General features: G+C 34.3%; 11 protein-coding genes. 4 read left to right on the top strand and 7 right to left on the bottom strand.

The window, feature by feature from the left end:
* Positions 1-189: 189 nt before the first annotated feature.
* On the top strand, positions 190-432 hold the full coding sequence (locus HNQ90_RS06045; RefSeq protein ID WP_144116985.1) for a hypothetical protein: 243 nt from the start codon (positions 190-192) through the stop codon (positions 430-432).
* Between the two features lies 1 nt (position 433).
* On the opposite strand, the gene HNQ90_RS06040 is transcribed toward HNQ90_RS06045, so the two are convergent.
* From HNQ90_RS06040 to bshC, 6 genes are all read right to left on the bottom strand, one after another.
* A complete protein-coding gene (locus tag HNQ90_RS06040) occupies positions 434-664 on the bottom strand; it encodes a DUF3820 family protein (RefSeq protein WP_092851994.1) in 231 nt (76 codons plus the stop codon).
* Positions 665-698: 34 nt separating this feature from the next.
* Positions 699-1238: a DUF922 domain-containing protein gene (locus HNQ90_RS06035; RefSeq protein ID WP_221279769.1), complete on the bottom strand. Its 540-nt coding sequence runs from the start codon at positions 1236-1238 to the stop codon at positions 699-701.
* Between the two features lie 29 nt (positions 1239-1267).
* Entirely contained in the window at positions 1268-3223 is a 1956-nt protein-coding gene (locus tag HNQ90_RS06030) for a LysM peptidoglycan-binding domain-containing protein (RefSeq protein ID WP_144116983.1), read from the bottom strand.
* A 306-nt stretch (positions 3224-3529) separates the two neighbouring features.
* Positions 3530-5065, bottom strand: a complete 1536-nt coding sequence (guaA, locus tag HNQ90_RS06025) for a glutamine-hydrolyzing GMP synthase (RefSeq protein WP_144116982.1) — start codon at positions 5063-5065, stop codon at positions 3530-3532.
* A gap of 92 nt (positions 5066-5157) precedes the next feature.
* Positions 5158-6528 carry a pyridoxal phosphate-dependent decarboxylase family protein gene (locus HNQ90_RS06020; protein ID WP_144116981.1) on the bottom strand — a complete coding sequence of 457 codons (1371 nt, stop codon included), beginning with the start codon at positions 6526-6528 and terminating at the stop codon, positions 5158-5160.
* Positions 6529-6532: 4 nt separating this feature from the next.
* Entirely contained in the window at positions 6533-8134 is a 1602-nt protein-coding gene (gene bshC, locus HNQ90_RS06015; protein ID WP_144116980.1) for a bacillithiol biosynthesis cysteine-adding enzyme BshC, read from the bottom strand.
* Between the two features lie 265 nt (positions 8135-8399).
* Between bshC and HNQ90_RS06010 the strand changes: the two genes are divergently transcribed.
* From HNQ90_RS06010 to HNQ90_RS06000, 3 genes are all read left to right on the top strand, one after another.
* Positions 8400-9932 (top strand): PhoX family protein, encoded by a 1533-nt coding sequence (locus HNQ90_RS06010; RefSeq protein WP_172625891.1) that lies wholly within the window; start codon positions 8400-8402, stop codon positions 9930-9932.
* Between the two features lie 77 nt (positions 9933-10009).
* The gene (locus tag HNQ90_RS06005) at positions 10010-11827 is read left to right on the top strand and encodes a cytochrome-c peroxidase (RefSeq protein ID WP_144116979.1); all 1818 of its coding nucleotides are present in this window, start codon (positions 10010-10012) and stop codon (positions 11825-11827) included.
* Positions 11828-11903: 76 nt separating this feature from the next.
* Positions 11904-13166, top strand: a complete 1263-nt coding sequence (locus tag HNQ90_RS06000) for a carboxypeptidase-like regulatory domain-containing protein (RefSeq protein ID WP_144116978.1) — start codon at positions 11904-11906, stop codon at positions 13164-13166.
* A 34-nt stretch (positions 13167-13200) separates the two neighbouring features.
* On the opposite strand, the gene HNQ90_RS05995 is transcribed toward HNQ90_RS06000, so the two are convergent.
* A complete protein-coding gene (locus tag HNQ90_RS05995) occupies positions 13201-15876 on the bottom strand; it encodes a DNA gyrase/topoisomerase IV subunit A (RefSeq protein ID WP_144116977.1) in 2676 nt (891 codons plus the stop codon).
* Positions 15877-15995: the final 119 nt, after the last annotated feature.

The following is a 15995-nucleotide window of genomic DNA, read 5'->3' as shown; positions in this document are numbered from 1 at the left end:
TAGACGCCTAATATATAGCGTGATATTTTATTTTCAACGCTTACAAAAATAATAATATAAACCTATTATACAAGTTGTTTTGCTAACGATTAAAAAAACTAATTAGTATAACTATTAAACTTTAAAACAAGAGATTATATTTGTTTCTAATAGCTTTATATTTGAACCCAAAAACAGCAACTAATACACATGCGTAAACTTAAACTTATTTGGGACTTTCGCGGTCCAGATGCCAGTAAAATAGCAGAACACCACGAAATTCATTTAAAAGAATATATTCAATTAGAAAAGTTGAACATTACCATTACGGGTGTTGAAACATTAAGTGAGCTTCATACCCTTGCTTTTTTGATTGTAAACGAAGACCAAATGAAGCCTATAAGAGATGCCTTAAAACCCCACCGAGGAGAAGTTTATAGCGATAAAAAATAAATTACCTTTTAGGATATTGCTTTCTAATATTCCAAATTAACTCTTCCAAACCATTTAATTTTAATTCGTAAACCTGTTCTAGCATAGTACCTAATTTTCCTTTTGGAAACCCTTTACTATGGTACCAAACCACATAATATTCTGGCAAGTCTATTAAGTAACGGTCTTTGTATTTACCAAACGGCATTTTAGTATGCGCCAAGTCTATTAAAAATTGTTTATCTGGCAGCATAGGTTTAGTTTGTTAATTTAAATGTAATTGGTTTTTAATTTAATGCGTATTTCGAAAACTTTTCAAGTTCGGATCTCATAAAAACATCCCATGTTGCTTGCGCTTCTTTATTTCTTGAAAAATCCGTTTCGCTGTCGTACTTTTTTTGCATCACAGCTAGTTCTGCATTAATCGTTTTATAAAGTATTTTAAGTTCCTGTTTAATAGAATTGGAAATGTTCAGCTTACTAATTCTATATCTAAACTTTCTTGCAAATAACTCTGTTATATTAAAATGAGTTTGTTCGTGACCTAAAATATGTGTAGTAGCTCGCTCTTTTTTATACCAAGATTTTTCGGGGTAAAAATGAGCAAATACCTCGGTAGTAAAACCAACCACCTCATCTTTATCCGTTTTAGTAACCGAATATCTAAATGTAATTCCAGAAGCGGTATTAGCTACTGCTGCCTCGTCCATTTTAGGTGCGCCCTTAAAATCGTTCCAGGACAGTTTGTTTGCACCACTCCAAACCAAAAACGGCTCGTTATCTTGAACACAAAAAAGACATATAAAAATTAGAAAAACTTTGCTCACAAGAATAAAACGTATAGCCTTAAGTATTATTATTTAACCTCAACAATAGTTAAATCGTCGTACTTTACTAGGTAAACAGAATCGTTATAATACCCTCCAAAAATTTTCTTTTTATAGGCAAATTTATTCTCAACATATTCCGTTAATGGTGCACTAATTACCGAAGCATATAAATCGGTAGACGAAACCAAACGCAACACCACATCCATAGTTAAATCAAACCCTTTAACAGCCCTTTTATTTGGCGTTATATTATATTGTTTCTCGTATGCTTTAACGAAAGAATTATTGTCATTTTCACTGTATTCCTTTGATGCTGCTGCAAAATGAAACTGTAAGCTCGATAAATGTGAGTTATTAATTTGATCGCCTTCAAAAGCCGAATTAATATTGGTTGTTAATAAAACAATCTCGGTTGCTTTAGCATCTACTTTTTCAGGATTAACTTTATTATTTAACGACGCTAATACACTCGTTACATTGGATGCATAACCTTCATTTTGTGTTTCTAAAAACACCATGTTTTTACCCGGTTTTAGCGCTCCCTCAATATCCTCTTTAGTTACAAAAAACTCATCTTTACCATCTTTATTCTTTCTAGAATACACGATTTTTGCAGCATTAAACTCTCGTTTTAAGCTATTGGCGATAGTAATATTTTTAGTATCGGCAATAATAATGATATTACTAGCCGTAGAGTCAGACTTAACAAAATTAACCACCTTATCTTTTAATAAGTCGTTAGATGGTCTAGATTGAAACACATTGTCGTGCAATTTTAAGTTTGTACCAATTGGCGAAATTACAGGAACATTATAAGGTTTTAACTCTAAAGCAACCTTATTAAAGCTCGCAGGTGTTAATGGCCCAATAACGGCATCGACATTTTCAAAATTATTTTCTCTTAAAATTCTAGATACTTCGCTAACCTCATAACGTGTATCGTAAACATCTACTTTTAAAGATACACCTAAAGTTTTTAAAGAATCTAAAGCCATTAAAACGCCCGAATGAAAATCTAAAGACACGTCTAAATAAGGATCTCTTTTTAGACTACTTTTTATATCACTTACCGAGTCAAAATCAACTCGGTGCATTCTAAAAGGTAACATAACAGCAATATGCTTGGTATCCAAATTAGATATACTTCTAGATAAATCACGAGCTTCCCCTTCCTGCATCGCACCACCCAATTCGTTACTATTTGCTGTAGCAACATTTGTTGTATGTGGTATTTTTAAAATCATTCCAGACTTTAAACCCGTTTCCTTTAATCCTGGGTTTAACGCTTCAATATCGCCTTGCTCTAAACCTAATTTTAATTTTAAACGATAAAAACCTTCTTTAGGTAAAACCTTGTAATAACTATACTTGTCGTCAAATTGCTTTTGCTCCTTAGCTTCTAGATTTGGCACATTAATAACAGCTCCTTCATTTAAAACTGCAGGCATATTTGGGTTTAACGTTTCCAACTCATCAACAGTAACACCAAACTTATAGGCAATGCGCCACTTCCCTTCTTTTGGCTTTACGGTGTAGGTTTTAGTTGTAGCAACTTCCTCAACCGTTTCTGTTATTTTAAACTGTGGAATTTGAAGTTTATCACCTTTCTTTAAAGGGTTTGCATACAAGAACTTGTTATGCTTTTTAATATCATCCTCAGATATTTTGTACTTTTTAGCCAAACTATAAAGCGTTTCTTTTCGCTTCGTTTTATGCTCTGTAAAACCAATTAACTGCTTATCTACAGTCACTTTTGGTCTATTAGCCTTGGATATAGGAATTATTAAAACCGTATTTGGTTTTAATGCCTTTTTAGCATCAGGATTCAACTTATAAATATCAGAAGTAGTAACAAAATATCGCTTTGCAATCCCTTCAACTGTTTCTCCGTTTTTAACCTGGTGCGTACTAAAATTTTGAGCTTGTACAGTTGTAAAACCAAATGCTAAAACTAAAAAAAGTACTAATAAAAATCTATTCATGTTATTGTAATCTGCTAATAAATATAAAAACCCCGACTATAAAATTATATACGTGCCAACCCTATTAAAGGACTAAAGCAAAACTATTTTTCTTAACACTAGCACATAACATGCCAAAAATTATTTGGGCGTTACCCAAAAGGGTCGAGCTAGGAGCCTGTCTTGAGCACAGTCGAAAGGCTACAAGTCCTCGCACCTCCTCCTTCGTCGGGCTGTTGGCTATCCGCTGCAATCCCTAACGCAGAACGGTCTTCAGTTCGCAGTTTTCAGGTTTAGTTCTAACGCTACCGTAAACTGCTTACTAAATTACTCCCATTCAATAGTTGCAGGTGGTTTACTACTAATATCGTAAACTACTCTATTAACGCCTTTAACCTTATTTATTATATCGTTCGATGTTTTTTGTAAAAACTCGTAAGGTAAGTTTACCCAATCGGCAGTCATACCATCCGTACTTTCAACAGCTCTTAAGGCGACACATTTTTCGTAAGTACGCTCATCGCCCATTACACCTACACTGTTTACTGGTAATAACATTGCTCCTGCTTGCCAAACCTTATCGTATAAGCCCCATTCTTTAAGGCCGTTTATAAAAATAGCATCAACTTCTTGAAGCATACGTACTTTTTCGGCAGTAATATCACCTAAAATACGAATTCCTAAACCAGGACCAGGAAACGGATGACGACCCAATAATTCTGGATCAATGCCTAAAGTAGCGCCAACACGTCTTACTTCATCTTTAAAGATAGCACGCAAAGGTTCTACAATTTTAAGTTTCATAAAATCCGGTAAACCACCAACATTATGGTGACTCTTTATAGTTGCCGATGGTCCTCCAGTTGCCGAAACACTTTCAATAACATCTGGATAAATAGTACCTTGCGCTAACCACTTAACATCTTCTAATTTATTAGCCTCGTCATCAAAAACTTCAATAAAAGAGTTCCCAATAGCTTTACGCTTTTTCTCTGGATCTTCAATTCCGGCTAAGGCATCTAAAAATCGATTAGAAGCATCGACACCTTTTACATTAAGGCCCATACCTTCGTATTGTTTTAAAACACTTTCAAACTCATTTTTACGAAGTAAACCATTGTTTACAAAAATGCAGTATAAGTTTTTACCAATAGCTTTATTTAAAAGTACCGCTGCTACTGTAGAATCTACACCTCCAGAAAGTCCTAAAACCACTTTATCGCCTCCTACTTTATCTTGAATAGCGGCTACTGTTTCTTCTACAAAAGAATCTGGCGTCCAATCTTGATTAATACCTGCAATAGTTACTAAAAAGTTTTCAAGTAACTGTTTCCCATCGGTAGAGTGATATACTTCTGGGTGAAACTGTATAGCAAAAGTAGTTTCGCCTTGAATTTTATAAGCCGCATTTTCTACATCGCTAGTACTAGCCAATAACACACCGCCCTTTGGTAAAGCCTTAATCGTATCGCTATGGCTCATCCAAACTTGAGAACCTTCAGATATATTAGATAAAAATGCTTCACCTTTTTGAACAAAGGATAGGTTTGCACGACCATATTCTCTAGTATTTGATGGTGCTACTTCGCCTCCCGAAAAATGAGCCAAATATTGCGCACCATAACATACGGCAAGCATTGGTTTTTTACCTCTTATTTCCGACAGGTCTGGATGCAATGCATCTTCACCGCGTACAGAGTTTGGGCTACCAGAAAGAATTACAGCTTTGTAATCTTCTATGTTGGTTGGAATTTTGTTAAATGGATGTATTTCGGAGTAAATGTTGAGTTCTCTAACTCGACGAGCAATAAGTTGTGTGTATTGCGATCCGAAGTCTAATATTAATACCTTGTCATGTTGCATGCGCAAAAATAGTAATGATTTTATAATTATAAATATCTATTCAAGTTTTTTTAAGGCTACTTTTCAACAGTTTCTTTTTATAACATTTTTAATTAAACCATCGAATCTAAAATAGCTTTTATATCGTCTTCTGTAGTATCTGGGTTTATAAAACAAAAACGCGAAACGGTTTCAAAAGTATCGCCATTTTTCCACTTGGTAGGTGTAACTAAGGCAAAACCAGATTTATGATTTTCATAGGTCCAATGTGTATAATCTTCAGGCTTCCATCCTATCCTTCTATATAAGACACAAGACAAACTAGGTGCTCTTACCAATTCTACATTCGGGTTTTCTTCAATTAACCTGCCTGCAATTTGTGCTAATTCTATACCACGTTCTATAGCTTCTTTATACCTATCCGTGCCATGTGTGGCTAACGAAAACCATAAAGGTAATCCTCTAACACGACGAGTTAATTGTATTTGATAATCGGTTGGGTTAAACCCATGCGCCCCTTCATCTTTAAAAATATCTAGATAAGACCCCTGTTGCGAGTGCGCATTTTTAGCTAATTCTGGGTCCTTATAAATAATAGCACCACAATCGTAAGGAGAAAACATCCATTTATGCGGATCTATGGTTATACTATCGGCACGCTCAATACCATTAAACAAATGCCTTACAGAATCGGCAGCCAAAGCACCACCACCATAAGCAGCATCCACATGAAACCAAATGTTTTCGTTTTCGCATATTTTGGCAATACCATCTAAATCGTCAATAATACCAGCATTAGTTGTGCCTCCTGTTCCTACTACAGCAAATAACCGCGTGCGTTGCTGCTCGGTTAAACCATCAATCGTTTTTTGTAAATCTGAGCCATACATAACATCTTCAGTATCTACTAAAAGAATATCCACATCGGCTACCTTAGCCATAGCTTTTATAGAAGAATGTGCTCCAATTGACGTTATAATTAAACCTTTTTCTCTTTTAAATGCGTCGTGCTCTCTCCAATGTTCGCGAGCAGTAACAATTGCCGATAAATTAGCCGCTGTTCCGCCGCTTGTAAACACTCCAAAAGCTCCTTCTGGTAAACCTGTTAAGGATACAATCCATTTCATGGCTTCGTTTTCGCAAAAAATACCGCCAGCGCCTTCCATCCAATAGGCACCATGAATGCTGGATGCAGAAGTTACCAAATCGAACATAATAGCTGCCCGTGTTGGAGCTGCAGGCACAAATGCCAAATTTCGCGGATGATCTACCGGCACATTAGCTTTCATTAAATGCTTTCGCCACTTTTTAAACGCAACTTCTCCTCCAATACCGTCTTTAGTAATCGTTTCGCCCACCAACGCCTTTAACTCTTCTGCCTTTTTGGGCTTGCCTATTTTAGGATTAGTAGAAGAAATCCTATCAATGGTGTACTTCATGACATCCATAGTCATTTCTACTAATTCAATATCTATTTTATGCATGCTTTTACAAGTTTAAAATTAAAAACTCACCTTTTAAAGGCTCTAAGTTTTCAATTAGATTAGGAATTAGTTGCTCGCCATACTCTAAATAAAACTCCGAAAAATTGGCGTTTCGTTCTTGCAAACTTTCGTTAGGAAATAATTCGTTTTTTATGGCTGTCATGCGTGCTACCTCATCAGACAGTTTTCTTTTTTGTGCTTTCAACAAGCGCTTTTCTAGATTATCAAGACCTTTTAACTGTTTCAACTCTTGCGCTTTTACAGCGCCTAAAAAAGATTTATCGGTTTGTTCTGCTAATTCATATAGCGCTTTAAACTGATCTTCTAAATGTGTTTTTTGAGGCGAAAAATCTATATCGATATTCGAAATATCTCTTACTTTTTTATTAATTAAAGACGCTCGCTTTAAAAATAAATTTTCGGTTGTAATATTTAACTTCTCAAGCTTTTCTACTTGCTTTTCTGTTCTTATTAGTACCGAGTTTCTTAAAAGTAACATCGGGAAAGGCACCTTAACGGCATCAAAATAATCTTTTAACTGCATCCAATAGGCCAACTCTCCGCCACCACCAATATAGCATAAGTTTGGTAAAATCACCTCTTGGTATAAAGGACGCATTATAACATTAGGCGAAAATTTTTCTGGATGCTCCAAAAGCTCTTTTTGTATGGCATTTTTACTAAACATAATTGTGGTGTTTAGTACTTTGTATACATCATCTTCAAAAACAATACGCTCTCTTATGCCCTTTTCTAAATAAAATAAATTTATTTCTCTTGGGTTTACTTGTATTTTATAAGCGTCTGATACTGCTACTAACCTATTATTTGTTTCTGTAACTTTGTTAAAAGACGTTTGGTTAAACAATTCGGTTTCAACATACGGTATAAATAACTTTTTTAATGCGGCATCATTAGCATCTACTATTACTAACCCGTAATCTTTAAACAATTCATTTGCCAAAAATCGTGTTGCATCAGCAAGATTATCATGCTTTAAATAGGCGTTTTCAAAAAAGGTTTTTATATGTTGTGCATTTGTGGTTTGCCCTAAATCTTTCGAAAATATATTAAGAATAGCATCTAAACCTTCGGTTGAAAGTTCTCCAACAGCACCACTAATGGCTTTGTTCCATTGAAATTTCTTCCCTTTAAAATTGAAAAAATTAATTTCATCAAAGTCATGATCTTCGGTCGCCATCCAATAAATAGGAACAAAATCTTGATTAGGATATGCCGCCTTAAGCGTTTTAGCCAAATTTATAGTGGAAACAATCTTGTACAGGAAATATAGTGGTCCCGTAAATAAATTAAGTTGATGCCCTGTTGTTATAGTAAATGTATTAGCGGTATTTAAAAGCTCTATATGGCTATTAGTTTCAGCTGAAGCATCTAAACTTTTATATTGATTTTTTAAAACAGAAACGAGCATTTTTCTGTTTTCCATTGGAAAAGACGCCGTTTTATCTTGTATTTGAGCTTTAAAATTTTCGAGTTTAGGAAAACGATTGTAAAAAGATTCTAATTCTGCTTTTTCATCTAAATAATCGCATATTAACGACGAAAAGTATCCTGTTTTATTAAATGCTATATAATCTTGTCTCATGCTTTACATTAAAATCATGTAAATATACGGCTATTCTATTTTTAGAAATCTAAAAAATAAGTTAAGAGTTTTTACATATTTACAACAAGGTAATATTAGGGTAACATACTCCAACAAATTAGCAACTCTACTTAATACTATTTTAACCTAGATAACTTTATTATAACCCTAAATTAATAAAAGGACAAGGCTAGCTTAACACCATTACGACCTTGTAATAATAGTTTTGGCTACATATAATTAACCAAATAAAACAATCAAGATTATGAAGAATTTTTTAAGACTACTATTAGCATTTTTAGTAGTTCTTTCAACAAGTACAACACTTTTAAGTTGCGAACCAGAAGACGGTAAAAACGGCATTGATGGTATAGATGGCGAAGACGGAGCCGACGGTGAAGATGGAGCCGATGGTGAAGATTTTACACCAGCAATTACTATGTTTGAAAACAAATCTACCTTAGCGCCTTTAGTATCCATAGGTTCAGATTTTAGCACCGTAAATGCATTTTCTTTAATTAGCTCTACCGATGTACTTTCTAACGGTTTTAGATTAATAGGTGCACAAGATGGCGCTGGATTTCTTAAAGATGGAAATGAGTATATATATGTAGTTAACGCGGAAGATGATTATAGTGTTTCTCGAATCCGTTTTGATGAAAACTTAAACCCAATTAAAGGAGATTGGTTATTAAATGCTGGTGTTGCAGATTTTGCAAGACAGTGTTCTGGTACCATGTGGGAAAAAGAGATACATGGTGGAGATAAAGACATCTTTTTATCGGCTTCTGAAAGCATTGCTTACGATGTTAAAGGTATTGACCCTTGGATTGAAACACCTACTCCTACTGCCGATTTTGGATTAGATGCTTTAGGTGAATTTTCATGGGAAAACGCTGTGCCATTACCAAAAAACACCTATGCTGGTAAAACAGTTATTATTGGTGGAGATGACGATTCTAGCGGATCTGAAGGTCAAGTTACTATGTATTTATCTGAAAATGGTGATGCCGATTTAGAAAACGGAAAAATTTACGTTTTAAGATTCAAGCAAGTTTCTGATGGTGCAGGTGGTGCAGTTACTGTAGACGCAGATAAAGTTTATAACGAAGGTAGCCTTGATTTCCAAAAAACTTACGACGTTGAATTTGTTGAAATCGTTAATGGTGCTGCCATGACCAAAAACGAAATGGAAGATGCTTGTACAGCAGTTTACGCCTCACAATTTATGCGTGTTGAAGATGTAGATTACCAAAAAGGTAGCGATGCCAATGCATTAAATGTGTTTTTTGCAGTAACAGGAAGAGGCCCTGGAAGAGGAACTTACAACGATTGGGGCACTGTTTACAAATTAGAATTAGATGCTAACAACCCATTAGAAGGAAAACTAACTCAAATTGTAAGTGGAAATACGGATACTAACAACATGGACGGAAACCTTGATGCCCTGCAAAGTCCAGACAACATCTGTGTAACAGAAAACTTTGTTTATATTCAAGAAGACCCTAACTCTTTTAGTAGAGGTCATGCAGCTCAAATTTATCAAACAGATTTATCTGGTAATGGATCAAAAGTACTTTTAGAATTGGTAATTGAGAACAATCTTGACCCTTCAGGAAGTTCAGGTTTTTCAGGAGAATTTGGTGCTTTAGTAGACATCTCAGACAAAGTAGGTGTGCCAGATACGTTTTTATTAAACTTACAGCCACACTACTGGGAAAGCGACGAGTTTGTTACTTCTGCTTTACCTCATAACCAAGGTGGTCAAATTGTATTATTACAAGGCTTACCTAGATAACATTACATTTTTATTTAATAAAAAAGAATCTCCATTTAGTAATGGAGATTCTTTGTATTTATAATTTTATTCAAAACATGACTTCCACCATTAAACTTTTAAGCATTCTAACATTAATAACCATTCTTCATTCTTGCAACAAAGCAAAAGAAGAAACTGTTCCGCTACCTAATTGGTCGGCGGCACAAAATTATTACTTAGAGCAAATCAATACATCAATTGCATATCTTGACAGCTTAAAAGCCGAAGGCATACACGGACAAAAATCGAAACACTATTTTACATTAGCAAGAGCCGCTTTTAAAAAAGCAGAACCCTACGCGTCTTACCTAAATCCAGAAGTTGGCCATAGAGCAAACGGACCTGCACTTCCCGTATATAAAGAGGATAATGGCAAAATACTTAATCCTGTTGGTTTTCAAAAAATAGAGGAAAGTATTTACGACAAAGCAACATCGGCCGATGAATTTAAAGCAGAAGTATATGTTACCACAGGAATGTTACATGTGCTAAAAAAAGGAATTGCCAAACGCGAATTAAATGCACAACGCTTTTTTATTGCTACACACCAGCAATTGTTTAGGATAGTGAGTTTAGGTATTTCTGGTTTCGACACTCCGGTAAGTCATTTAGGAATAAACGAGAGTAAAATTTCATTAAAGGCATTACATACTGTTTATAAATACACCATACAGCCCATTATAAAAGCGAAAGACGCTAATTTAGATGCTCAATTTCAAGACCATATAGCTAAAGCAATAACTTACATTGAAAATAATACCGATTTTAACACCTTTGATAGGTTTACGTTTACAAGAGATTTTATGAATCCTATAACTAGAAATTGGGTTGAAATTCGGAAAACAAGTAATATTTGGGAACCAATTACTACAACGCCTTTTAATTTTGATGCACCTACTTTTTTTGAGGATAACACATTTAACCTTAACTATTTTACTCCAACAACCAACCGTAACCCAACCGAAAAACAAATTGCTTTAGGTAAAAAACTTTTTTTAGACCCTAAACTATCTGCAAATGGTAATATGGCTTGTGTAACTTGCCACATACCTAGTAAAGGTTATGCCGATGGTATGGCGTTAAATTTAGATAACCAAGGTAAACCCTTGCAACGCAATACACCTACTTTAATAAATTCGGCATTTCAAAAAAGTTTCTTTTGGGACGGTAGAGCTAATAGCTTATTAGATCAAATTTCAATGGTTTTTAAAAACAATAAAGAGTTTAATACCAATGTTCATGAATTTTCGGATGCTATTCTTAAAGACTCTACATATAGTAAGTTATTTGAAGATGCCTACGGCTCAATTCCTAAAAGCAATAAAACGGTTATTAAAGCTATATCATCATACATATCAACCTTAAATGGTTTAAATTCTAAATTCGACCAAAACATTAGAGGTGAGAAAAACACTTATACAGAAGAAGAAAAACAAGGCTACAATTTATTTATGGGAAAAGCATTATGTGCTACTTGTCACTTTATGCCTTTAACAAACGGTAATGTACCTCCTTTTTTCACGGAAACAGAACGTGAGGTTATTGGAGTTCCAGAAACTAATAAAAACGAAAAGCTTGATGACGATTTAGGCTTTTATTGGAGGTTTAAAGAAGATATTCATTTAGGCATGTTTAAAACCCCAACCATACGTAACATAGCCCTTACTGCGCCTTATATGCATAATGGCGTTTTTAATACTTTAGAAGAAGTTATGGAGTTTTACAACCAAGGCGGCGGAGGCGGACTAGGATTTGACCTTGCACACCAAACTTTGCCTTTTGATCATTTAGACCTATCTGAAAAAGAAGTAAAATCTATTATTGCATTTATGAAAACATTAACCGACAACTGTGCAAACAATGCCTATGAATAAAACAAATCGATTGATTTTTAGATAATTACAGATATATTTTGTATTTTAATAGATGAATTAAACACAAAATATAGTCATGAAAAACATAACATATTATACGATTGTCTATATAACTGTTCTATTATTCTTTAGCAGCACAGGCATTATAGCTCAAAATCCGGATACATTTGAAGAATTAAAAGGAAAAATAGTTGATGCCGATAGCAATACACCATTAACTTTCACCGACATTATTATAACCAACTCCAACATAAGTACGGTTACTAATAATGACGGTGAATTTCTTTTAAAAATACCAACTACACTTTTAAAAGAAACCGTATCTATTTCTCATTTAGGTTATGAAAAAAGAGAATTAAAGGTTAGCGACATTAAGTTTAATACCAAAATTAAATTAACTCCTGCCCTTACCACATTAAACACCATTAATATTACCACAACTACTAAAAATCCCCGAGATGTAGTCATAGAAACGCTAAAAAAGAAAAGCAGTCTATATAATAACAAAAACACTGTTATGACGGCCTTTTACAGGGAAACCATTAAAAAACGTAGAAAAAACGCATCCTTATCTGAAGCGGTTGTTAAAATTCATAAACAACCGTATAACAATATTAAGAACGACCATATTGAGTTAATAAAAGCTAGAAAAAACACCGATTATTCTAAGCTAGACACTTTAGCTTTAAAACTACAAGGTGGTCCGTTTAGTAATCTATATACCGATATTATTAAATACCCGGAATTCATTTTTACAACCAATGATATACCCATGTATGCCTTTAGCTTTGATAATTCTACAATTATAAATGGAAGAGACATTTTTGTTATAAATTTTAAGCAAAACCAAAATATAAGCATTCCATTATACTACGGTAAATTATATATCGACGCTGAAACCCTAGCGTTAACCAATGCGGTTTACAGCCTAAATATTTCAAACAGAGAGTTGTCTAGTAATATGTTTGTTAGGAAAAAACCGAAAAAAGTTGATGTTTACCCAACGCAAGCCACATATCGTGTAAATTACAGAACAACAAACGGCAAATGGCATTATGCATACAGTAATATAGCTTTAACCTTTAAGGTAAACTGGAAAGGCAAACTATTTAATAGTGTCTATACTTTAAATAGTGAAATGGCAGTGACAGATTGGGAAATTTATAACACTAAACTAGCCAAGACACGAACTACATTAATACGCCCAAACACTATTTTGAGTGATAAAACCTCAGGTTTCTCAGATCCCGAATTTTGGGGATCATACAACATTATAGAACCAGAAAAATCAATTGAATCGGCTATTAGAAAAATACAAAAACAGCTAAAACGAACGTAATAAGTCGATTTTAGCGAAGTTTAAACACTTTTATTTAGAACAAAGTAGTTTGTCCTTCGCCATCCTTATCCTTATCCTCATCCTCATCCTCACTAGAGTTTGGTTTATCTGCCGCTCTGTCTTGATCTTGATTACTTCCGTTCGATTTAGACATTTCTTGTTCATCTACAACTTCTAAGTCATCTGCGTGAACCGCTTCATTGGACTCGTAAGGTAATGGATCTAAAATATTAATTTGATTCACCTTATCTTTTGTTAATTGATTACCTTGAGCTGTAAGTCCCTTAATATCTATAAACTCTTCAAGATTAATTTCTAAGTTTTCTTTACGCTCCTTACCACGCTCTTTAGCAAATACAATTTCTGCCATAGGTTTCCAATCTGTAGATACTATTTCTAGTTGCGAATTAGGATGCTCAGAAATAAAAGACTCTTCTTTACCTTCTTGCTCTATTAAAAAACGTTTAACGTAATAAAGTTCTTTTTCACCATTAAAATAAATAGCAGATATTGGTTTTTTAGGCTCCCATTTTTCCATGACAATCATATCGTCATCAAAATGCATAGTAACCTCTGGAGTAACGGTTTTAATTACACCAGATTGGTTGATAATTAATAATTTATCTTCACCTCTAAATTCCCCTATCAGTTCGCCTCTACCATCTACATTTAAGCGTTGAACGGTATCATCAAACCAAATTTTTCTTGGTTTCAATGTTGAAACGCCTTTTTCCTTTAACTCAACACGTTTAATAGGATATTTGGTAACTACATTTCCTTTTGAAGCACGTCCTTTAATAAGTATATCTGAAAAATCTAGATCCCATTTCAACTTCTTAATACTACCTGCTTGTCTTAGGTTGATAGACACCACTTCCGCCTCGCCATTTGGGTTTGCTGAAAAATATAAACAAACGGAACCTTTGTTTCCATTGGTTAAATCGTATTCCCTATCGCGTGTTACGCTTGTAACAGCAAATCGTTTTATATATGATGGGCCTTTGGCACCATCCTTATAAATCATATTATATATGGTACGTTTATCTTTCTTTTTAAAGATAGCAACATGAATAATATCCTTACCAATAAATGTTTTTGTATCGACTTTAGTAACCATCATTTTACCGGCTTTGGTAAAAACAATAATATCATCTATATCACTACAATCGCCAACATATTCGTCGCGTCTTAAAGACGTTCCTATAAAACCTTCTTCCCTATTTACATAAAGCTTCGTGTTTCTAATAATTACTTTTGTAGCATCAACATCATCAAAAGTTCTAATTTCTGTTTTACGCTCGCGCCCTTCGCCATACTCTTTTTTAAGTCTAGTAAAGTACGCAATAGCATAATCAATTAAATGCGCTAAATGATGTTTTACCTCAGCGATTTGATCCTCTAAAGCATCAATTTTCTGTTGCGCTTTATCAATATCAAATTTAGAAATACGTTTTATTCGAATTTCTGTTAAACGTGCTATATCTTCGATAGTTACGGCACGTTTTAAATGTTTTATATGTGGCTTCAGACCATTATCGATAGCCGAAATAACACCATCCCAAGTTTCTTCTTCCTCAATATCACGATAAATTCTATTTTCAATAAAAATACGTTCTAAAGACGCGAAATGCCATTGTTCTTCAAACTCACCTAACCTTATTTCAAGCTCTTGTTTTAAAAGCTGAACGGTATTATCTGTTGAGCGACGTAACATTTCTGTAACACCAACAAATAATGGTTTATTATCTTCAATAACACAACCTAATGGCGAAATAGACGACTCGCAACTTGTAAATGCATAAAGGGCGTCAATAGTTTTATCTGGTGATAATCCGGAAGGTAGATGCACTAAAATCTCAACTTCGGCAGCCGTATTATCTTCAATCTTTTTAACTTTAATTTTGCCTTTTTCATTCGCTTTTAGAATAGAATCAATAAGCGAACTTGTTGTGGTTCCAAAAGGCAACTCGGTAATAACTAAAGTATTTTTATCTAATTGCGAAATTTTAGATCGCACACGCACTTTACCTCCTCTTAAACCATCGTTATAATTAGAAAAATCGGCTATTCCTGCTGTAGGGAAATCTGGTAATAAAGTAAAACGCTTTCCTTGTAAATGCTTTATTGAAGCATCAATAAGTTCTATAAAATTGTGTGGTAATATTTTTGTTGAAAGTCCTACCGCAATACCTTCGCCACCTTGCGCTAAAAGTAATGGAAACATAACTGGCAAATTTACGGGCTCTTTACGACGACCATCGTAACTGGCTTGCCATTCGGTTATTTTAGGATTAAAAACAACATCTAAGCCAAACTTAGAAATTCTAGCTTCTATATAACGAGAGGCTGCAGCGCGGTCTCCAGTTAAGATATTACCCCAGTTTCCTTGGGTATCAATTAATAAATCTTTCTGACCAATTTGTACCATAGCATCTGCAATACTTGCATCGCCATGTGGGTGATATTGCATGGTATGACCAACAATGTTAGCTACTTTATTGTAGCGTCCATCATCAAGATCTTTCATGGAATGCATGATACGGCGTTGTACGGGTTTAAACCCATCTTCTATTGCTGGTACTGCACGCTCCAATATAACATACGAGGCATAATCTAAAAACCAATCTTTATACATACCAGTGACTCTGGTAATGGTTTCTTGAGGCTCATTTTTATCGTTAGTTAAATCGTCGTTTTGGTCTTCTGTCATACTACTTATTCCTGCACAGGCAGAAATCTTTTTAATTTATGTTCTTTTTTTCTTTATTTAATATTATCTAGAATTCCAATATATAAAACTTAGTTAGTTTCTTTATCATTAGTAAACTT

The sequence above is a fragment of the Algibacter amylolyticus genome (assembly GCF_014202225.1).
In the GTDB taxonomy this organism is placed as follows: domain Bacteria; phylum Bacteroidota; class Bacteroidia; order Flavobacteriales; family Flavobacteriaceae; genus Algibacter_B; species Algibacter_B amylolyticus.
Note: the sequence above shows the minus strand (reverse complement) of the source record. Positions and strands in the feature narration are given on the sequence as shown.

What these genes read in the sequence shown, in the direction of transcription:
- HNQ90_RS06045 (WP_144116985.1), top strand. Translation starts at nt 190, where the DNA reads ATGCGTAAACTTAAACTTATTTGGGACTTTCGCGGTCCAGATGCCAGT.
- HNQ90_RS06040 (WP_092851994.1), bottom strand. Translation starts at nt 664, where the DNA reads ATGCTGCCAGATAAACAATTTTTAATAGACTTGGCGCATACTAAAATG.
- HNQ90_RS06030 (WP_144116983.1), bottom strand. Translation starts at nt 3,223, where the DNA reads ATGAATAGATTTTTATTAGTACTTTTTTTAGTTTTAGCATTTGGTTTT.
- guaA (WP_144116982.1), bottom strand. Translation starts at nt 5,065, where the DNA reads ATGCAACATGACAAGGTATTAATATTAGACTTCGGATCGCAATACACA.
- HNQ90_RS06020 (WP_144116981.1), bottom strand. Translation starts at nt 6,528, where the DNA reads ATGCATAAAATAGATATTGAATTAGTAGAAATGACTATGGATGTCATG.
- bshC (WP_144116980.1), bottom strand. Translation starts at nt 8,134, where the DNA reads ATGAGACAAGATTATATAGCATTTAATAAAACAGGATACTTTTCGTCG.
- HNQ90_RS06010 (WP_172625891.1), top strand. Translation starts at nt 8,400, where the DNA reads ATGAAGAATTTTTTAAGACTACTATTAGCATTTTTAGTAGTTCTTTCA.
- HNQ90_RS06005 (WP_144116979.1), top strand. Translation starts at nt 10,010, where the DNA reads ATGACTTCCACCATTAAACTTTTAAGCATTCTAACATTAATAACCATT.
- HNQ90_RS06000 (WP_144116978.1), top strand. Translation starts at nt 11,904, where the DNA reads ATGAAAAACATAACATATTATACGATTGTCTATATAACTGTTCTATTA.
- HNQ90_RS05995 (WP_144116977.1), bottom strand. Translation starts at nt 15,876, where the DNA reads ATGACAGAAGACCAAAACGACGATTTAACTAACGATAAAAATGAGCCT.